This window comes from Mesorhizobium sp. WSM4837 (assembly GCF_055811435.1).
Genome location: NZ_JBVVQE010000003.1, coordinates 13402 through 31550 on the forward strand (window position 1 = coordinate 13402; position 18149 = coordinate 31550).

Sequence of the window (18149 nt, forward strand, 5' to 3'; positions counted from 1 at the left end):
TCGCACAGTGGATTGCGGCCGGCCGTCGTCGTGATTGGCGGCTCGGGTGGAATTGGCCGGGCAATTGCGAGCGTCGCTGCACGGGAGCACGGCGCGGTTGTGCTGGTTGCCCGCTCGCCCGAGGGTTTGGCCGCCGCGGCGTCTGAGGTTCGGGAGGCGGGTGGCGAGGTATTCACGCTCGAGCTGGATCTCGTGGCAGGCGATGCGCCAATTCGCCTGGAGGGCTTTCTGTCCGCACACGGCCTGGTCTGTGATGTCCTGGTCAACAGCGCCGGCTATGGCCTGCGGGGCGCGACGACGGCGCTGCCTGTTGATGGTCAACTCGGCATCATCGATCTCAACATACATTCCCTCACAGAACTGACCCTCCATTTTCTGCCCGGAATGGTGGCGCGCCGACGGGGCGGGGTGCTCAATCTCAGTTCCGTGGCCGGGTTCCTTCCCGGACCTTATATGGCTCTGTATTTCGCCAGCAAAGGTTTCGTGCGCTTCTTCTCAGAGGCGCTTCACCAGGAATTGCGTCGAACCGGTGTGACGGTCACATGCGTGGCACCGGGCCCGGTGTCGACGGAGTTTCTCGCAAGGTCAGGCGCCAATCAGACGGTGCTCTTCAACGTCTTGCCCAAGGTGGATGCGGAATATGTGGCCGAACGTGCGTGGCGAGGGTTCAGATCCGGTCGTCGCCTCGTCGTGCCGGGAATCTCGGCCAAGTTGGCTGCCCTGGCGGCATCGCTCCTGCCTTCCGCAGCGCTGCTGCCCCTGGTCGGCCGGCTGCAACGCGGCGGCAATGATCAATGTCCTTGCGGTTCAGGTATGAAGTTCAAGAAATGCTGCGGTACCCGCCAGATCCAGCTGCGCCGGGGCCCTCGGGGAATTATCCCCTGACCGGACCAGCTCGCCACCGAAAAACCTCATTGAAGCAAGAGACCGCTCGCCGATGGCGGGCCGTTAAGCATGTTCGTGGCATAGCCGTTAAGCATGTTGGTGGCAGAGAGGAGGCTCCCCCATCTCTGAACAGCGCTCTGCGGAGCGGGTATTGCGACCGTTGGAGCCGTTTCCAACAAAAGCCTTTGAAATGATTGGCGCTGTCGAGCTCCGTTAACGCCCCATCAAGGTTAATGCATCATCGTGCCTCTCCAGTGGGGTCCGTTGCGTTTCTGGAGAGTTCCGTGCATCGACGTGTTTTGAAGCGGCTTGTCGCTTTCGCCGGTGAGAAAAGACGTTCCTTTCTGTCTCCTCTGGTCGTTGGACTTGGCATCTGGGTCGGCTTTCCCAATGTCATTGCCTACCAGGACATGACGAGCCTGGTTTCCGGTCTCAAGGCGCCGAACGCCCGCTGGAACGCCTATGTCGAGAAATCCGTCGCCGGCTCGGTCCATGCCGCCGAAATGCCTTTCCTCGATTCCGACACCACCGGCTCGATCTCGGGTTCCGGCGTCCGGTTGCCCGGCATCGGCGCCGTGTCGTTTCGCGGCAAGGGCAGCGTGGCCAGCACGACGCCCGACGAGGACCGCATCATGCGCGCCGACAAGAAGGGCCGCATCATCATCGTCTCGCCGGTCGCGCCGCCGAAGAACTTCAATGCCGGCTCGGTGTTTGAGCGCACCTCCTCGCTGCTTCGCCCGAGCATGGACAGCGGGCTGAAGATGGCATTCGCCAAGCCCGAGATCAAAGGCAAGGAGATCCAGATTGCCGCCGCGTTCCATAGGCGCGTCGACAAGAAGCCGGATCCCGGCGTGCCGGCCATGCTGGCCTCGCTGGTCAACAACGACCGCCCCGACGTCCTGGCGACCGCCTACGCAGCGGCCGCGCCTGACTATGCCCAGGCTTCGCCCTTCGAGGCCTTGCTTCAAGACGAGCAGCCGAACGATGGCCGCTTCATTCCGCCGGTGGCCAAGGGCGATCATTCGTGGATGCAAACCGCGCTGCCGGCGAGCGTCTTCTCGAAGCCGGAACAGGCTTGCCTCGCCAATGGCATCTATTTCGAGGCGCGCGGGGAATCGGTGCGCGGCCAGGCCGCCGTCGCCCAGGTCATCCTCAATCGCGTTCGCAATCCGGCCTATCCGAACTCGATCTGCGGCGTCGTCTATCAAAATGACAAATGGTTCAACCGTTGCCAGTTTTCCTTCGCTTGCGACGGCAGGAAGAAGCGCATCCAGAGTCCCGCCCACTACAAGACCGCGCAAGACATCGCCATGGCGGTCACTGCCGGCAAGATCTTCATCCCGGAAGTCGGATCGTCGACGCATTACTACGCCAACTACGTCAACCCGGGTTGGGCGCGGACGATGAAAAAAATGACCAGGATCGGCCTGCACATTTTCTATCGCACCTATGGCGGCGGCTGGAGCTGAGCGCTCCGGCAAGGCCCCGGGCGCGGCCGATCGAAGACCCGTCGCTGCAGGGATTCGGCCGCGACACGCCGGCGGCGGTAGCGGGCACGATGTCGCACCCTGGCAAGTTATTGATTTTCATGGGAAAAATACTTGACGATGAAGTCCTGCCCGTGGCTTGACGGGCGGGGACCCTCTAACTATGTTGCCGGCGACTTAAGAGCGGACGGACGGTGACGATCTGACCGGGCAAGGGGGTTGCGATGGCCGACAAGAATGGGCCAGACGGAACCGGAGAAACCGGCCGCGGCAAACAGCGTCAAGCCGATATCCGCGACGACGATCTTGAGCGCCGCCGGCGCGACCTTGAAGCATCGCTTGCGACAAGGCGGCCGGACCGGCTCGAGGGGAAAGACGACGCGAAAGCGGGCAGTGCGGCCGGATATGGCCAGGCGCTCAAGCTATCCAGCGAATTCATCGCCGGGATAGTGGTTGGTGCGGGTCTTGGCTGGATCATCGACCGTGTGGCGGGGACATCGCCATGGGGTCTGATTGTTTTTTTGCTGCTCGGTTTTGGCGCCGGCGTGCTCAATGTCCTGCGCTCCGCGGGACTTATGGCGGAATTCGGGCAGGGCGATAAAGCCCGCGATCCGAAAGAATGACTTGAGGCGCCGCTTGCCGGCGCAGTGAACAGGACACTAAAGCCGCGCGCGGCTTTGATGGGGATATAAAGTGGCTGCTGACAAGGTCGATCCGATCCACCAGTTCCATATCAACAAGCTGATTCCGATCGAGATCGGCGGCTACGACCTGTCGTTCACCAATTCGGCGCTCTTCATGGTCGCGACCGTCGCCGTCGCCTCGGCGTTCCTCTATCTCAGCACCTCGAGCCGCAGCCTCGTTCCCAGCCGTCTTCAGTCGGTCTCGGAAATGGCCTACGAATTCGTCGGCAACATGCTGAGGGACGCGGCCGGAACCCAAGGCATGAAGTTTTTTCCCTTGGTATTTTCGCTGTTCATGTTCGTGCTCGTTGCCAATCTGCTCGGTCTTTTTCCATATTTCTTCACCGTCACAAGCCATATCATCGTCACCTTCGGCCTTGCCGCGCTGGTGATCGGAACCGTCGTCGTCTACGGCTTCATGAAGCATGGCCTTGGTTTCCTGAAACTGTTCGTGCCGCATGGCGTGCCGGTTTACCTGCTGCCGCTGGTGGTGCTGATCGAGGTGATTTCCTTCGTTTCGCGCCCGGTCAGCCTCTCGGTTCGTCTGTTTGCCAACATGCTGGCCGGCCACATCACGCTGAAGGTGTTCTCGGGCTTCGTGGTGAGCTTGAGCGCGCTTGGCACGCTCGGCATTGCCGGATCGGTCCTGCCGCTGGCGATGGCCGTGGCGCTGACGGCGCTGGAGCTGCTGGTCGCCTTCCTGCAGGCCTACGTCTTTGCCGTGCTGACCTGCATGTATCTGAACGACGCCCTGCATCCCGGGCACTGACCCAGTTGACCCAAGAGTTTCCGGCCCTGCTGCCGGGATAGAAATCGCAACGGAATTTTTAGATCCAAAGGAGTTGAACACATGGAAGCAGAAGCAGCAAAGTTCATCGGCGCCGGCATCGCATGCCTCGGCATGGGTGGCGCCGGTATTGGCCTTGGCAACATCTTCGGCAGCTATCTGGCGGGCGCGCTGCGCAACCCGTCGGCCGCGGATGGCCAGTTCGGCCGCCTGATCTTCGGCTTCGCCGTGACTGAAGCGCTGGGCATCTTCTCCCTGCTCATCGCGCTTTTGGCCCTGTTCGGCTGAGCCCCTGTTCGGCTAACATTGGGAATTGGAAGGGCCGGCCGCAAATCGGCGGCAGGCCTGACATCAGGGGATAGTCCATGTTCGTGACATCTGCCTTTGCGCAAGAGTCCGCGCCCGCCGTCGAAGGCGGCCATACCGGCACGGAAGGCGATACGCATTCCGGCACCGGTGTGCCTGCCGAGGCGCACGGCGTGTTCCCGCCATTCGATCCGGCGACATTCCCGTCGCAGCTTCTGTGGCTGGCGATCACCTTCGGGCTGTTCTACCTGTTCCTGAAGAAGGTGGTGATGCCGCGTGTTGCCGGCATCATCGATGTCCGCAACGACCGCATCACCCAGGACCTCGACCATGCCGCCAGGCTGAAGGGCGAGGCCGATGCCGCCGTTGCCGCCTATGAGCAGGAACTGGCGGAGGCCAAGACCAAGGCCAATGCGATCGGCCAGCAGGCCAACGACGCCGCCAAGGCGGAAGCCGAGGCCGCCCGCAAGAAGGTCGAGGCAGCGCTTGACCAGAAGCTTGGCGAAGCCGAGGCTCGCATTTCGACCATCAAGGCCAATGCCATGAAGGAAGTCGGTACGATCGCCGAGGACACGGCTTCGGCTATCGTCGAGGCGCTTGTCGGCGGCAAGGCCAGCAAGGCCGAGATCGCGGCAGCCGTCAAATCCGTGGCCCGGTGAGGAGCGCATCATGGACGCCACATCACTCGCGACGCTTTGGGCCACCGTTGCCCTCGTCATTTTTCTGGCCATTGCCGTCTACGTCAAGGTGCCTAAGCTGATCGCCAAGGCGCTCGACGCCCGCGCCGACAAGATCAGCAACGAGCTTGAAGAGGCGCGCCGGCTGCGCGAGGAGGCCCAGCAACTGCTCGGTCAATACCAGCGCAAGCGCAAGGAAGCCGAGCAGGAGGCCGCCGACATCGTCGCCGCCGCCAAGCGCGAGGCCGACATGCTGGCTGCCGAAGCGCACAAGAAGACCGAGGACTATGTCACCCGGCGCACCGCGCTTGCCGAACAGAAGATCGGTCAGGCAGAGCGCGAGGCGATCGGCGAAGTGCGCGCCAGTGCCGTCGATATCGCCGTCGAAGCCGCCCGCACGCTGCTCGCCGCCAAGATTGACGCCAAGGCGGGCGCCGATCTGTTCCAGGCCTCGCTTCAGGACGTCAAGTCCAGGCTGAATTAAGGAGAGAATCTCCCCCTTGAAGGGGAGATGGCCGGCAGGCGAGAGGGGGTAGCCGCGCGTGAAGCGCCAACCTTCCCCTTCGTCCAAGATGGCGTCGCGCCAGCCCAGGCGACCCCCTCTGTCGCCTTCGGCGACATCTCCCCTCAAGGGGGAGAAAGTGCTCAATCCAGACCGGAAAAACTCTCTTCGTCGAGCACTTCGGTTCCGCCAAGCCGGAACGGTGCGAAGGACGCGCGGTGCAGCCGCGCCACCGGTCCATGCACCTCGATCGCCGTGCGGTGGCGGACCGTGGCGTAGCCCATATGGAGCTCGAAACCGTAATCCGCGTGATGGCTGCCGCAGCCGCACATCATGCGGTCGCGCATCACCTTGGCGACGATCGAGGCGGCGGCGATCGACTGCGAGCGCTGGTCGCCCTTGATCAGCGCTCTGCCTTCGCATGGCAGTCCGGGCGGCACGTCGCGACCGTCGGCCAGGGCCAGCTTTGGCTGCACCGAGAGCCCGACCAAGGCGCGGCGCATCGCCTCGAGGCTGGCCTTGAGAATATTGCTGCCATCGATGCCTTCCGCGCTGACCGAGGCCATCGACACGGCAAGAGCGGAGCCGAGGATTTTCAGGAACAGCGCCTCGCGCTGCAGGTGGCTGAGGCGCTTGGAATCGTCGAGACCGTCGGGAATGTTGGCGGGATCGAGGACTACCGCTGCCGCGACGACCGGCCCGGCCAGTGGGCCGCGCCCGGCCTCGTCCATTCCCGCCACCGGCCACAGGCCTTCGGCCATCGCCTTCGTCTCGAAGGAGAAATCGGGTCTCTCAACGATTTCGAAGAGAAGCGGAGAATCAGAACGCGCGCGAGCCATGTTGCGGCGAGGTTCGCATCGGCTCCGATTCTCCGCAAGCCCCTCCGGGTCGGGTGAGGCACCGGACCCGGAGGGCACCGTCTGCAAGCCCGGGGACAGGACAGGCCGGACGGGATTTTTTCATCTGCCGCCGGCGTCGGCGGCAGACGATGTCTTCAAAGCAGCATCAGTTGCTCGGTTGCCTTGGCTGCGGCGACGAACTGGTCGGTCCTGAGCGACCGCCGCTCGGCGTTGAGGCCAAGCCGTTTGGCGGCAATCTCGAAGCGCCGGCCGATCTGCCAGGCATAGGGGCCGGAGCCTTTCATGCGCTTGCCCCATTCCGAATCGTAATCCTTGCCGTCGCGCATCGAGCGGATCAGCGACATGACGTGACGGTAGCGGTCCGGATAATGACGCAGCAGCCAATCCTTGAAGATCGGCGCGACCTCCAGCGGCAGGCGCAGCAGGACGTAGCCGGCCTCGCGCGCTCCTGCCGCACGTGCCGAATCGAGGATTCGTTCCATCTCCTGATCGGTCAGGCCGGGGATGATCGGAGCGACCATGACCGAGGCCGGAATGCCGGCATCCGAAAGCTGCCTGATCGCCTCCAGCCGCTTGGTCGGCGTCGACGCGCGCGGCTCCATCGTTCTGGCCAGCATACGGTCGAGCGTCGTCACCGACAGCGCCACCTTGGCCAGCCCGCGTTCGGCCATGCGCGACAGAATGTCGATGTCGCGCGTCACCAGCGCGGATTTGGTGACGATGCCGACCGGGTGGCCACGCGCCTCCAGCACTTCGAGGATCTCGCGCATGATCCGGTACTGCTTCTCGATCGGCTGATAGGGATCGGTGTTGGTGCCGATGGCAATGGTGCGCGGCTGGTAGCCGTCCTTCGACAATTCCTTGTCGAGCAGCCGCGCCGCATCCGGCTTGGCGAACAGCTTCGATTCGAAATCCAGTCCCGGCGACAGGCCCATGAAGCTGTGCGTCGGCCGCGCGAAGCAATAGACGCAGCCATGTTCGCAGCCGCGATACGGATTGATCGAGCGGTCGAAGGAAATGTCGGGCGATTCGTTGCGGGTGACGATGGTGCGCGGCTTCTCGACCTGCACCTCGGTCTTGAACGGCGGCAGCTCCTCAAGCGAATTCCAGCCATCGTCGAACACATGCCGGCTGACCGGCTCGAACCGGCCGGACGGGTTGATGCCGGCGGACCGGCCGCGATTGCGCTCCGGACGGATACGGACGCCACTCTGCTCGATCATTGCATTGGCCATCTCGGCTCTTCCAGCCCCGAAGGCAGCAATGTCGGCACGCACGATCTGTTCCATTTTCGCCCTCTCCCAGGGACTGTCGGCTGGCTGTCGAATCGCTCTGTTCATGAAAATAATCCTATTTTATCCGATGGAACAAAGCAAGAACATTTTTATGGAGCGACGCAAAAACTGGCGCTGTGCCCGGCTTTCCGCTATTCGGCTAACGATGCTCAGCGTTCTCATCCAGACCCTGAATGACGAGGAAAGACTTGCCCGCACGCTCGCCTCGCTGATCGGCGGCGCGGTCGAGGGCGTGGTGCGCGACGTTATCGTCTGCGACACCGGCTCGACCGACCAGACGCACCGCGTTGCCGAACATGCCGGCTGCCTCTATGTGGCGAGCGGCGGCATTGCTGCCGGCATCAGGCAGGCCAAGGGCGACTGGCTGCTGCTGCTGGAGCCGGGCGCGCGGTTGGGCGAGGGCTGGATCGACGAGGTCGTCGCCCACACCGCCAGGCAAACCATGCCGGCGCGATTCTCGCGGGCGCGCGGCAGCCGCGTGCCGTTCCTGTCGCGAGTGTTTTCGGGAAACCGGGCACTGGCCGAAGGGCTGGTGATCAGCAAGCGTCAGGCCGCGGCTCTATCGAAAAATGCCCGCAGCGCCGAAGCCATCGCCCGCGGCCTTGCGACCAAGCGGCTCGACGCCGAGATCTGGGTGGCGCCGGTGAAGTGACGGTCGTTTCTTTGCCGGTAAGCGGGCGAGGGACGGTCGCGTCGTTCGCTGCGGTAATTCTCCGCCGAGGTCGTCTTCTACGAGACCGCAGTTTATCCGGGCCTAGGCGGGGTGATGTGACGCTTGGATCGGGTTGCCGACCTCTGTGTACTGCGTAAAGCCCGTAAAGCCCGTATATTCCGGAACAAAGGAGCCTCGCCGATGACCACCACCGTCACCGCCGTCTCGAAAAACTTCGGAGCCTATCAAGATGCCGCGGTCCGCGATCCGGTCATCATCACCAAGAACGGCCGCCCGCGCACCGTGTTGCTGGCTTACGAAGATTTTGTCCGGCTGTCGAAGCGCGATCGGCGGTCGAGTTGACAGCAGAACTCAGCGCGGACGAAATCGCCGCGGTCGAAGCCTCCGAAATGGATCCGGGTCTCGACCATCTCAATGAGGAACTCAACGGGACAAAAAGCCTGACAGCAAAAAATGCTGCCGGTTGAAATCAAAGTCGGCCACGTCTTTCGTTATTCTTATCTCTGGCATTGGCAACACCGCGAGGGGCCGCATTGGCGCGATATTCGTGGGAGGGATGCACATGCTTGTCGTCCTGCGGGAAACTCGCGATACTCGGCGAGATTTCGGGGAGATCGCAGATGAATGTATCCAAATTCGTTCGTATCGCCTTGCTGGCAGCCGCTTGCTCAGTGCCAACGATCGCGGTGGCGCAGGAGTTGTCGCTTTGGTCGGTTTATGAGAACACGCTCAAATCGGCCAAGTACATCGATCTGACCCATGCCTTCGAGCCGGTGCAGCCGGTATGGCCGGGCTTCGCCAACGCCAGGTTCAAGTCGGCTGTCGCCGGGAAGGACATCGAGGGCTACGTCAAGGCCGGCGAAGAGTTCACTTACGACAAGCATGGGTTTGTTGCGAGCGCCTACGAGTTGACGACGGACCAATATGGCACGCAGCTCGATCCGCCCTCCCACTGGAACCCGCTCGGCGCAACGATCAGCGACCTGCCGGCCACCTATGCCGTGCGGCCGCTCGTCGTCATCGACATCAGCGGCAAGGTGCGGACTGACGAAGGCTATCACCTCCAGGTCGCCGATATCGAGGAGTGGGAAAAGCAGCACGGCCGCATTCCGGAAGGTTCAGTCGTCTTCGTGCGTTCGGATTGGTACAAGAAATGGTCCGATGCCGCCCGCTTCAACCAAAAACCGTTTCCAGGCGTCAGTTTGGACGCACTGAAATTCCTGCATCTGGAGCGGAAGATCCTGTTCCATGGTCATGAGCCGCTCGACACCGACACCACGCCCAATCTCGAAGGCGAACACTGGCTGCTTCACAACGATTTCACGCAGGCAGAAGGCGTCGCAAATCTCGACAAGGTGCCAGAGGCCGGTGCGTTGGTCACAATCGGCTTTGCCAAGCCGCTCGGCGGGTCAGGCGGCTACGCGCGTTACATCGCGATTGCACCCGCAGACTGGACGGAGGGCGTCTCGGTCACCGAAGCGCCTGGTGCGCCGCTCCCCCAGCAAACCGCGCCGCTCAAGCGCGACGAGAACGGCGTCTTCCGCCCGACGCCCTGATAGTAGAGGATATCATCGGGGCGGCAGGCCGTGGCACGTCCCATTCCACGCGATTTGTGGCGCAAGTCGGGACAAAAGGTTCAGACGACCAGCCCTCCGGCGCTCGCGAAAACGTGACTGTCCCGATGATAGCCATCACAATTGCTAGCGCTATCGTGGCATGAGCGCCAATCCTGCCACGGGAGACAGCCTTGCTCCGCCTGTCCGCCGCCGTTTTGCTGACTGTGGCTTTCTGGCCGTTCGCCGCTTCGGCCCAGGAAGAGCCGCCGCCGTCGAGATGCGTTGCGATCGCTGAAGCGCTGCCGTCGGCCACATTTGCCAGCTTCACGGCGCCAAACGCGCAGACGTCTCGGCTGGCCCAGGCTTTCGTCGACGGTGACGTTACGATCACCTATGCCGGCCATTCGACCTACGTCATCGAGACACCCGCCGGCGTCAGGATCGCCACTGACTTTTCTGGAGTCTATGGCGCTGAACCTCTGCCGCGCGTCGTGACTATGAACAAGGCCCACCGCACCCATTATTCGGACCATGTCGATCCCGGCATCGAATATGTGTTGCGCGGCTGGAATCCGGACGGCGGTCCGGCGCGCCACGCGCTTGTCGTCGATGATGTCTATATCCGCAACGTGCCGACGGATATCCGCAATGGCGGCGATCTCGGCAAGGACGGCAATTCCATCTTCATTTTCGAAGTGGCTGGCCTCTGCATCGGCCATCTCGGCCATCTGCACCACCGGCTGGAGGATGCGCATTACGGCGCCATCGGCCGGCTCGATATCCTCATGGTGCCGATCGACGGCGGCATGACGCTGTCGCTCGACCGGATGACCGAAATCACCGCGCGACTCTATTCATCGATGATCCTGCCGATGCATCGCCATGCGACCCCGATCAGTGAGTTCACAGGCAGGATGGGCGATGATTTCGCGGTGGAATTCCTCTCCGGCCGATCGCTGACGGTCTCACTGAAGACGCTGCCCGACCGGCCGACGATCATCATCCTCGACGGGGTTTGACCGCTTCGTCGCGGCCTTCTCCGCTGTGCGCGGCCTCACTACTCCACCTCGCTCAAATCACGCGCTGTCGCGAACTCAACGAGCGTTAATGCTCCGTCAAGCTTGCCAGAAGGATTCCGGGCGATCCTTTTATTGTGCATTGCACAAGGCCTGGCCGGGGATTACCATTCCTGTGATGCGGGCGGACGGGTTTGGGTAACGCCTGAGCGTTGAGCGGCCGACGTTTCGTCGGCGCCGCCCTCACAGCTGAGGATCCTTATGACCCCTGACAAATCCGGTGCTGCAAGCCTCGAGTCGATCGCTCGAAACGGCAGCCTGCTGCGCCGCATTGCCGTGCGGATTCCGACCTATCTGTCGGACCTTCGCGAGAACCCGGCATGGCTGCCGATGTTCATGCTGGCGCGTACCATGCCGGCGCGGCGGTTGCATTGGCGTGGCGCAAAACCGGTTCGACCGGCACAAGAAGTCCAGGAAACGGTGTTCACTGGCATCGACCGTGATGCGGTGGTCGGCGCGCTCCGCTCGGACGGGCTCTTTTCCGGACTTGCGCTGCCGCAGTCGATTCACGAGGAGATCGCCAGCTTCGCGCAGCGCACGCCTTGCTCCGGTAATTTCGACCGTCGGCTGGAGTTCCTGCCGGCAAAGCACGCAGAGGCCGAGAAGCGCTTCGGCCGTCCCTTGCTCAGCGGCCACTTTTTCGAGCGGATCCTCGACTGTAACGCTGCGCTTACCGTGCAGCGCGATCCGCTGCTTCTCGACATCGCCGCCCATTATCTCGGCAGCCAGGCGAAGCTGATCACCACGCGCGTCTGGTGGAGCTTTCCGACGAGCTCCGCCTCCGACGCCGAGAAGAACCTGGCGTCGCTTGGCAAGTACCATTTCGATCTCGACGATTGGCGGATGCTGAAATTCTTCTTCTATCTCAATCCGGTCGATGCCGAGACTGGCCCGCATGTCTATGTCCGCGGCAGCCACAACCGCCGCACCCTCAAGCACCAGTTGACGCTCCTCGTCGGCCATCCCGCGGAAGAGGTTCTGAATGTCTACGGCGCGCAGAGTCCGATTACGCTGACCGGAGAGGCGGGATCGGGCTTCGTCGAGGATCCCTTCGGCTTCCACATGGGCACCGTGCCGACGCGCAAGCCGCGGCTGATGATGGAAGTCGGCTTCGGCGTATCGTCGCCCTCGCGCCGGCGGTTCCACGGCGAGCCGGTCATTCGGTGATTTCGGCGCTGATTCTGGTCCCGAAACAGCCTTTTGAGAACCTGGTCTAACTTGTCTTGGTGCCGCCGCGCCGCAGATGTTCGTCCAGGCGCGGCATGATCTCGACGAAGTTGCAGGGCATGTGCCGGTAGTCGAGCTGCGGCTTCAAAATGCCGTCCCAGGCGTCCTTGCAGGCGCCAGGCGAACCCGGCAGCACGAAGACGAAGGTCGCGTTGACGACGCCGCCAGTCGCCCGGCTCTGGATCGTCGAAGTGCCGATCTTGTCGTAGGAAATGCGGTGGAACACTTCGGAAAAGCCGTCCATGCGTTTTTCGAAGATCGGCTCCAGCGCCTCCGGCGTTACGTCGCGGCCGGTAAAACCGGTGCCGCCGGTGGTGATGACGACATCGATCGCTTCGTCCCGCGACCAGTTCTGAACCTTGTCACGGATTTTCTCGCGGTCGTCGGTGACGATGTCGCGGCCGGCGAGAATATGGCCGGCCTCGACGATGCGGTCGGCCAGCACCTGGCCGGATTTGTCGTCGGCAGGGCTGCGCGTATCGGAAACGGTCAGCACCGCGATGCGCACGGGAATGAAGGAACGGCTTTCGTCAATCCTGGCCATATGCGTCAGGCTCCGATGTCATGCTTCGCGTCGCGGCGACGAACCAGTCGGGATGGCGGCTGCGGATTTCGACGGCGGCGCGCTTGGCGACATTGCCGGTCTCGAACAGCCCAAAACAGGTCGCACCGGAACCGGACATTCGCGCGAACCCCGCTCCGGCCTTGTTGAGCACCGAAAGCGCCTTGCCGATGGCAGGTTGGATCGCCCGTGCCGCAGGCTCGAGATCGTTGCGGGTGATCTCCAGCCAATTGCGGATGCTGTGGAAGTCGAGGCTGCGCGGCAGCGGCGGCAGTCCCTCATTGTCGCGATCGGAAAGCGCGTTGAACACCTCGGCCGTGGCGATGGTGGTGCCGGGATTGACGAGAACCAGCCCGAGCGCGGGAAAGCCCGGCACGGCCGACAATTCGTCACCGACGCCGCGCGCGATCAGCGGCTTTGCCATAAGGCACATGGGAACGTCGGCGCCCAGCGAGAGGCCGACCCGCGCCAGGTCGGCGTCGTCGAGGTCCAGCCTCCATATCTCAACCAGCCCGCGCAGCGCCGTTCCGGCGTCGCTCGACCCGCCGCCGACGCCGGATGCGACCGGCAGGTTCTTTTCGAGCCTGATTGCGACCGGCGGCGTATACCGCGCACCAGCCTGTTTTCGCAGCGCATCGCGCGCTTTCACGACCAGATTGCTGTCGTCGAGCGGGACTGCGGAGGCATATCGGCCCGACACGAAAAACCCGTCGCTGTCGGCGAGCTCGATGTCAACCCGGTCGCCGAAGCGCGTGAACACCGCCAGGCTCTCGATCGTGTGATAGCCGTCGGCGCGCCTGCCGGTGACATGCAGCGCGAGATTTATCTTGGCATGCGCATGCAATGCCCGGACCCTATTGCCGGAAGCCACAGTGTCAGTCACGAGGGGGATGATGTCAGTCCTTGGCCAGGCGGTATTCGCCGGTCTTCGGGTCCCTGACCAGCGTGCCCATTGTGCCGTTGGTAGCCTGCTTTTCGGTGCGCCGAATCTTGGCCGTCACCCGCTCGGCTTCCCTGACGAAGGAGCGATAGCCGAAATAGGCGAGCAGGCCGACTGCGATAAAGAAAATGATCTGTGGCATGTCAAACTCCTCCCTCGCAAGGCCGACTGCGGCGCCCGTCGGGCCGGTCAAGCTTTAAGTTAAACGCTTTCGCCGGTTTTTCAAAGCCCGAAGCGCGCCCATAGTGCGCGCTCTTCCGCCGCATCGATCACGCCGCTTGCGGCAGCAGCGGCGATCTCGGGCGCCGAAAAGCCGCCTCTGCTTGAGCCGAACCAGCCGAAGCGGCCGAACAGGCCGCGCGGCGCCGTGATCAGCTTGAGCTGGGTTTTTGGCCCGAAACGGGCCCTCAGCACGCTGCGCATATCGCCGAGCGCATCGACAAGGCCGAGTTCCAGTCCCTTCTTGCCTGTCCAGAACAGTCCGGTGAACAGGTCCGGGTCGTCCTTGAGCTTGGCCCCGCGCCGGTCCTTGACGAGGTCGATGAAGGTCTCGTGGACCTCGAGCTGCAGCGCCTTCAGCCGCTCGATATCTTCCTTCTTCTCTGGCTTGAACGGATCGAGCACCGCCTTGTTCTGGCCGGCCGTATGGACGCGGCGCTCGACGCCGATCTTCTTCAACAGCTCGGGAAAGCCGAACGAGGCCGACACCACGCCGATCGAACCGACGATAGACGACGGATCGGCAATGATCTCGTCGCCCGCGACCGCGATCATGTAGCCGCCCGACGCCGCCACGTCCTCGACGAAGACCAGGACTTTTTTGTTCTTCTCGCTCGCCAGGTCGCGGATGCGTCTGAAGATCAGCCGCGACTGCACCGGCGAGCCGCCCGGCGAATTGATCGAAATGGCGACCGCGGGCGCGTCGAAGGAGAACGCCTTCTCGATGGGGCCGGCGGTAGATGCCAGCGACAGGCTCGGCCGGAACGGGCCGCCGCCGGGCATGATGGTGCCGTGCAGCCGGATGACGGGAATGGTGACGACGTCGGAGCGCCAGGATTTCGGCAGCAGGCGGTTCAGGAAGCGTTTCACGGGGTCTCCGGTCAAATTGGCTTGAAGGCATGTAGGGATTCGCCGGCCAACGGCAATGCCGCGACGCCCGGCCGGCCAAAAAGGATCAGTCGCCGAACAGCGAAGCCATCCCGTTATTGATCATCTCGGTCCGCTCCGTGGGGCCGTCACCGGATTGCGCGTGCAGCATCAGCGGCGGGCGGATCGACAGCTTTCCGCGTGCGCCGAGGATTGCCCTCACGACGATGCGGATCGCCGCTGCCTCGGGGCGGGGGTGGACGGCCAGCATCTCGGCGTCGCCGAAGCGGCCTGATATCGCATCGAGGATGGCGCCGAGCTGATCGGGCCTCGCAATCGCGGCAAGACCGCCGCGCGGCCTGACCACAGCAGCCGCGCTTCGGATCCAGCTGTCGAACAGCCCGTCCTCCATCACATGCGCCGCCTTCCTGAGCGGGTCGGGCGTGGCGCGATCCTCGGCGGCGTTGAAGGGCGGGTTCATGATGACGAAATCGAAGGAGTTGTCGGCAAGCCCAGTGGCGGTTCGCGCCTGGCCCGACAGCGCGACGTCGGCGGCGAGCACCGAGGCGCGGTCGTTGAGATGTGCATTGCCGGGGTGGGCAAGCGTCGTTGCGGCGAAGGCCGCCATTTCCGGAGACCGTTCGATGAGCACGGCCTCGGCATCAGGACAGCGCGACAGCACGGCCAGGCCTGCGGCGCCAGCACCCGCGCCGAAATCGGCAAGGCGCCCGGCGAAGGAGGACGGCACCGCAGCCGCCAGCATCATGGCGTCCATGCCGGCGCGATGGCCTGCCTGTTTCGGCTGCACCAGCCAGAACCGCCCGCGATGAAAAGCATCGACCGTATGGGCCGGCGTATCCTGGACAAGGGTGACGCGCACCGCGGGCATTACTTCTGGCGCATCTCGTTGGCGATGCCGGCATCCGTCAGGATGCGCCGCGCCGCATCGGCCTGGTCGGCGTCGACCATGATGCGCCTGGGCAGGATGCCGATCGAACCGTCGAGCACGCTCATGTTCTGGTCGGCGACGAAACAGCCGATGCCGGCATCGCGCATCAGCGATTCGACAAAGGAGATGATCACGGCGTCGTTGGTGCGGATAAGCTCTATCATAGGACGAAACTCGCAGGTTGCAGCGTCTATGTAAACGTGGGTGGCTTCCGTCGCCACCTCGACCGCGCCAAATCGCCTCTTGCCGTGCCTGTGGGTAGCGCCCTAGAGTCTGCTGCGGTATCGGGGTGCCGTCGTGCGCGTGACATAAGACGGGAGTTTGTCGTGGGTGTCGTTCTCAACATCGAAAACGGGAAGCGGGAAGCCGCCTCAATTAAGGATCTCATCGACCTGACTTCGGCCGATATGGGGCGCGTCAACAAATTGATCCTGTCGAAGGCCGGTTCCGACGTCGAGATGATCCCGGAGATTGCCAACCACCTGATCTCTTCGGGTGGCAAGCGGCTGAGGCCGATGCTGACGCTCGCCTCAGCGCAGATGTTCGGCTATTCCGGCGAGGGCCATGTCAAGCTCGCCACATCAGTCGAGTTCATGCACACCGCCACGCTCCTCCACGACGATGTCGTCGACGAGAGCGGCATGCGGCGCGGCAAGAAGACCGCCCGCATGATCTGGGGCAACCAGGCGAGTGTGCTGGTCGGCGATTTCCTGCTCGGCCAGGCTTTCCGCATGATGGTCGATGTCGGTTCGCTGGAAGCGCTCGACATCCTGTCCAGCGCTGCCTCGATCATTGCCGAGGGCGAGGTGATGCAGCTCGCCGCCGCCAAGAACCTCGAAACCACGGAGGATGAGCATTTCGCGGTGATCAAGGCCAAGACCGCTGCCCTGTTCTCGGCCGCCGCCGAGGTCGGTCCGGTCATCGCCCAGGCGACGCGAAACGATCGCGCGGCGCTGCGCTCCTATGGCATGAATCTCGGCCTTGCCTTCCAGCTGATCGACGATGCGCTGGATTATGGCGGCACCAGCAAGGATCTGGGCAAGAATGTCGGCGACGACTTTCGCGAAGGCAAGGTGACGCTGCCGGTGATCCTCGCCTACCGGCGCGGCACCAAGGCCGAACGCAGCTTCTGGAAGCGCGCCATCGAGGACAATGTCACCGATGACGCCGGGCTGGAAAAGGCAATCGGGTTGATGACCCGACACGGCGCTATCGCCGACACCATCGGGCGCGCCGGCCATTTCGGCGAGATCGCCCGCGACGCGCTGGCGCCGCTTGAAGCGACGTCGCAGAAATCGGCGCTGCTCGACGTCATCGATTTCTGCATCAGCCGGGTGAACTGAAAGACATCGCCGACATTTGGCCGGCACGGCGCCGGCCCGTGTTTTGGTCTTCCCGGAATTGCGGCGGTGAAATCATGCTCGTTCCGCAGCAGCATGGTTAGCAAGCAGGGCAGGGCTCCGTGACGGTCAGCGCGCCCGGCAAACTGTCGGGGTCATGAAAATGACCACGCGCTCTTCAGCAACGCCACGAGCTCGCTCTGACGGCTGGTTTCGGTTTTCCGGAAGATTCGCTCGAGATAGGTGCGGGCCGATTTGACGGCGATGCCGATTTCCATGGCCGCCTCCTGCACCGAATGGCCGGAGGCCAGCTCGACGGCGAGCCGGGCTTCCGCCGGCGTCAGGTCGAAGAGGCCTGAAAGCACATTGGGCGACGGAACAGTTGCGCCGGTACCGACCGTGGTTGCGACAACCAATACATCCGCACCCGAAAAAATGTCGTGCGCGGCGCGGCGCAGCGGCAACAGCTGAATGACCAGCGCGGGCCGCCCTTTGATGGCCGCAACCGGGATGGACCGCACGACGCGGTTATCCCGGTTCTGCGCGATGGCCTGCTGGAAAAGCGCGTTTGCAGTTTGATCGGCAATCGCCATGCCACCATGGGCTGTGGGAAGGAAGACGTCCGCCATGCCTTCGAAAAGCGGATTGGCCGTCAGCACACGGCCCGATCCACTCATGATTGCGGCCGGCAGCCCGATTTCCCGGAGAATGGATACGGCGGTCCTGGCCCGTTCCAGACCCAGGCGCCCGGCGACGAGGCCGGCCCGTGCGAGGTGCGGACGCAGTCCGTTCAACAGATCGATTGCGGCCTGGTCATAACTCCCGTCCTTCAGCCACCGCTGGAAGACAAAAAGGACAAGCTCGCCGCCAGGCATGGGAATGGCTGTGCATAGATGCGGCCCGATGCCGAACGCGGTGGCACTTTTGCGAACGGGATCGCGCTCGATCTCCTCGCAGGTGATGAAATTGTCGACCCGCACAAAGCTTGCTGGCTGCGCGGCGCACAAGCGCTTCACGCTCTCGGAAAACCGCCAAGTATCCCCCTTCGTGAACTCATCGAGCAAGGGCTGGAGATGCGTTTCGGTGATGGCGCGGACCGGCGAATGATCGCTGACTACAAAGATCGCGCCGTTTGCCGAGCGGGAGATCGCGCTTGCCGCCGCCAATACCTCCGGCCACAGCTCGGCCGCGAACGACGCTTCGTAGATTCGATCGACAATGGCGAAGGCCTGCTGGCCCTGCGGCATTTCCAGCATCG

General features: G+C 63.2%; 21 protein-coding genes and 1 pseudogene. 13 read left to right on the forward strand and 9 right to left on the reverse strand.

The window, feature by feature from the left end; translation table 11 throughout:
• The first annotated feature begins 12 nt into the window (after positions 1-12).
• The 7 genes from AC0L3D_RS02370 to AC0L3D_RS02400 all read left to right on the forward strand — a co-directional run bounded on the left by AC0L3D_RS02370 (position 13) and on the right by AC0L3D_RS02400 (position 5309).
• Positions 13-885, forward strand: coding sequence for an SDR family NAD(P)-dependent oxidoreductase (locus AC0L3D_RS02370; RefSeq protein ID WP_373420414.1), 873 nt, complete (start codon positions 13-15; stop codon positions 883-885).
• 284 nt (positions 886-1169) lie between these two features.
• The gene (locus AC0L3D_RS02375) at positions 1170-2354 is read left to right on the forward strand and encodes a cell wall hydrolase (RefSeq protein ID WP_287172039.1); all 1185 of its coding nucleotides are present in this window, start codon (positions 1170-1172) and stop codon (positions 2352-2354) included.
• A gap of 242 nt (positions 2355-2596) precedes the next feature.
• Positions 2597-2995 carry an AtpZ/AtpI family protein gene (locus AC0L3D_RS02380; RefSeq protein WP_023799399.1) on the forward strand — a complete coding sequence of 133 codons (399 nt, stop codon included), beginning with the start codon at positions 2597-2599 and terminating at the stop codon, positions 2993-2995.
• A 70-nt stretch (positions 2996-3065) separates the two neighbouring features.
• Positions 3066-3824: a F0F1 ATP synthase subunit A gene (locus AC0L3D_RS02385; RefSeq protein WP_077381387.1), complete on the forward strand. Its 759-nt coding sequence runs from the start codon at positions 3066-3068 to the stop codon at positions 3822-3824.
• An 81-nt stretch (positions 3825-3905) separates the two neighbouring features.
• Positions 3906-4130 carry a F0F1 ATP synthase subunit C gene (locus AC0L3D_RS02390; protein WP_023799397.1) on the forward strand — a complete coding sequence of 75 codons (225 nt, stop codon included), beginning with the start codon at positions 3906-3908 and terminating at the stop codon, positions 4128-4130.
• Positions 4131-4207: 77 nt separating this feature from the next.
• Complete coding sequence (locus AC0L3D_RS02395; protein ID WP_128245596.1) at positions 4208-4807, forward strand: F0F1 ATP synthase subunit B; 600 nt, start codon at positions 4208-4210, stop codon at positions 4805-4807.
• A 10-nt stretch (positions 4808-4817) separates the two neighbouring features.
• A complete protein-coding gene (locus AC0L3D_RS02400) occupies positions 4818-5309 on the forward strand; it encodes a F0F1 ATP synthase subunit B (RefSeq protein WP_023799395.1) in 492 nt (163 codons plus the stop codon).
• 161 nt (positions 5310-5470) lie between these two features.
• Here the strand turns inward: AC0L3D_RS02400 and AC0L3D_RS02405 are convergent, their stop codons facing one another.
• On the reverse strand, positions 5471-6166 hold the full coding sequence (locus AC0L3D_RS02405) for a ribonuclease HII (RefSeq protein WP_128167708.1): 696 nt from the start codon (positions 6164-6166) through the stop codon (positions 5471-5473).
• Positions 6167-6321: 155 nt separating this feature from the next.
• Positions 6322-7476: a PA0069 family radical SAM protein gene (locus AC0L3D_RS02410; protein ID WP_027152303.1), complete on the reverse strand. Its 1155-nt coding sequence runs from the start codon at positions 7474-7476 to the stop codon at positions 6322-6324.
• Positions 7477-7627: 151 nt separating this feature from the next.
• Between AC0L3D_RS02410 and AC0L3D_RS02415 the strand changes: the two genes are divergently transcribed.
• The 5 genes and pseudogenes from AC0L3D_RS02415 (at position 7628) to AC0L3D_RS02435 (ending at position 11954) form a co-directional block, all read left to right on the forward strand.
• On the forward strand, positions 7628-8134 hold the full coding sequence (locus AC0L3D_RS02415) for a glycosyltransferase (RefSeq protein WP_128172258.1): 507 nt from the start codon (positions 7628-7630) through the stop codon (positions 8132-8134).
• Between the two features lie 201 nt (positions 8135-8335).
• Positions 8336-8622, forward strand: a pseudogene (locus AC0L3D_RS02420) (type II toxin-antitoxin system Phd/YefM family antitoxin).
• Between the two features lie 153 nt (positions 8623-8775).
• Positions 8776-9711, forward strand: a complete 936-nt coding sequence (locus AC0L3D_RS02425; protein WP_473626384.1) for a cyclase family protein — start codon at positions 8776-8778, stop codon at positions 9709-9711.
• A 191-nt stretch (positions 9712-9902) separates the two neighbouring features.
• Positions 9903-10730 carry an MBL fold metallo-hydrolase gene (locus AC0L3D_RS02430; RefSeq protein ID WP_473626386.1) on the forward strand — a complete coding sequence of 276 codons (828 nt, stop codon included), beginning with the start codon at positions 9903-9905 and terminating at the stop codon, positions 10728-10730.
• Positions 10731-10988: 258 nt separating this feature from the next.
• Entirely contained in the window at positions 10989-11954 is a 966-nt protein-coding gene (locus AC0L3D_RS02435) for a phytanoyl-CoA dioxygenase family protein (RefSeq protein WP_473642955.1), read from the forward strand.
• 46 nt (positions 11955-12000) lie between these two features.
• Here AC0L3D_RS02435 and moaB read toward each other — a convergent pair whose 3' ends face one another.
• From moaB to AC0L3D_RS02465, 6 genes are all read right to left on the reverse strand, one after another.
• Positions 12001-12558 (reverse strand): molybdenum cofactor biosynthesis protein B, encoded by a 558-nt coding sequence (gene moaB / locus AC0L3D_RS02440; protein ID WP_128172011.1) that lies wholly within the window; start codon positions 12556-12558, stop codon positions 12001-12003.
• Complete coding sequence (locus AC0L3D_RS02445) at positions 12545-13459, reverse strand: 4-(cytidine 5'-diphospho)-2-C-methyl-D-erythritol kinase (RefSeq protein WP_473642957.1); 915 nt, start codon at positions 13457-13459, stop codon at positions 12545-12547. The genes moaB and AC0L3D_RS02445 overlap by 14 nt, the downstream gene beginning before the upstream one ends.
• Positions 13460-13472: 13 nt before the next feature.
• The gene (locus tag AC0L3D_RS02450; protein WP_077381693.1) at positions 13473-13658 is read right to left on the reverse strand and encodes a hypothetical protein; all 186 of its coding nucleotides are present in this window, start codon (positions 13656-13658) and stop codon (positions 13473-13475) included.
• 80 nt (positions 13659-13738) lie between these two features.
• Positions 13739-14605 (reverse strand): S49 family peptidase, encoded by an 867-nt coding sequence (locus AC0L3D_RS02455; RefSeq protein ID WP_473614819.1) that lies wholly within the window; start codon positions 14603-14605, stop codon positions 13739-13741.
• Between the two features lie 85 nt (positions 14606-14690).
• Complete coding sequence (locus AC0L3D_RS02460; RefSeq protein WP_027152314.1) at positions 14691-15491, reverse strand: tRNA1(Val) (adenine(37)-N6)-methyltransferase; 801 nt, start codon at positions 15489-15491, stop codon at positions 14691-14693.
• On the reverse strand, positions 15491-15715 hold the full coding sequence (locus AC0L3D_RS02465; RefSeq protein ID WP_027152315.1) for a putative signal transducing protein: 225 nt from the start codon (positions 15713-15715) through the stop codon (positions 15491-15493). The genes AC0L3D_RS02460 and AC0L3D_RS02465 overlap by 1 nt, the downstream gene beginning before the upstream one ends.
• A 162-nt stretch (positions 15716-15877) precedes the next feature.
• Here AC0L3D_RS02465 and AC0L3D_RS02470 point away from each other — a divergent pair, with 162 nt between their 5' ends.
• Positions 15878-16894 carry a polyprenyl synthetase family protein gene (locus tag AC0L3D_RS02470; RefSeq protein WP_473642959.1) on the forward strand — a complete coding sequence of 339 codons (1017 nt, stop codon included), beginning with the start codon at positions 15878-15880 and terminating at the stop codon, positions 16892-16894.
• A 152-nt stretch (positions 16895-17046) separates the two neighbouring features.
• Here the strand turns inward: AC0L3D_RS02470 and AC0L3D_RS02475 are convergent, their stop codons facing one another.
• Positions 17047-18147 carry a helix-turn-helix transcriptional regulator gene (locus tag AC0L3D_RS02475; protein ID WP_473642961.1) on the reverse strand — a complete coding sequence of 367 codons (1101 nt, stop codon included), beginning with the start codon at positions 18145-18147 and terminating at the stop codon, positions 17047-17049.
• Positions 18148-18149: the final 2 nt, after the last annotated feature.

Bases quoted from the DNA above. Each gene is read 5' to 3' on its own strand.
- AC0L3D_RS02380 (WP_023799399.1), top strand. From the start codon at position 2,597: ATGGCCGACAAGAATGGGCCAGACGGAACCGGAGAAACCGGCCGCGGC.
- AC0L3D_RS02390 (WP_023799397.1), top strand. From the start codon at position 3,906: ATGGAAGCAGAAGCAGCAAAGTTCATCGGCGCCGGCATCGCATGCCTC.
- AC0L3D_RS02395 (WP_128245596.1), top strand. From the start codon at position 4,208: ATGTTCGTGACATCTGCCTTTGCGCAAGAGTCCGCGCCCGCCGTCGAA.
- AC0L3D_RS02400 (WP_023799395.1), top strand. From the start codon at position 4,818: ATGGACGCCACATCACTCGCGACGCTTTGGGCCACCGTTGCCCTCGTC.
- AC0L3D_RS02405 (WP_128167708.1), bottom strand. From the start codon at position 6,166: ATGGCTCGCGCGCGTTCTGATTCTCCGCTTCTCTTCGAAATCGTTGAG.
- AC0L3D_RS02410 (WP_027152303.1), bottom strand. From the start codon at position 7,476: ATGGAACAGATCGTGCGTGCCGACATTGCTGCCTTCGGGGCTGGAAGA.
- AC0L3D_RS02415 (WP_128172258.1), top strand. From the start codon at position 7,628: ATGCTCAGCGTTCTCATCCAGACCCTGAATGACGAGGAAAGACTTGCC.
- AC0L3D_RS02425 (WP_473626384.1), top strand. From the start codon at position 8,776: ATGAATGTATCCAAATTCGTTCGTATCGCCTTGCTGGCAGCCGCTTGC.
- AC0L3D_RS02435 (WP_473642955.1), top strand. From the start codon at position 10,989: ATGACCCCTGACAAATCCGGTGCTGCAAGCCTCGAGTCGATCGCTCGA.
- moaB (WP_128172011.1), bottom strand. From the start codon at position 12,558: ATGGCCAGGATTGACGAAAGCCGTTCCTTCATTCCCGTGCGCATCGCG.
- AC0L3D_RS02450 (WP_077381693.1), bottom strand. From the start codon at position 13,658: ATGCCACAGATCATTTTCTTTATCGCAGTCGGCCTGCTCGCCTATTTC.
- AC0L3D_RS02460 (WP_027152314.1), bottom strand. From the start codon at position 15,491: ATGCCCGCGGTGCGCGTCACCCTTGTCCAGGATACGCCGGCCCATACG.
- AC0L3D_RS02465 (WP_027152315.1), bottom strand. From the start codon at position 15,715: ATGATAGAGCTTATCCGCACCAACGACGCCGTGATCATCTCCTTTGTC.
- AC0L3D_RS02475 (WP_473642961.1), bottom strand. From the start codon at position 18,147: ATGCTGGAAATGCCGCAGGGCCAGCAGGCCTTCGCCATTGTCGATCGA.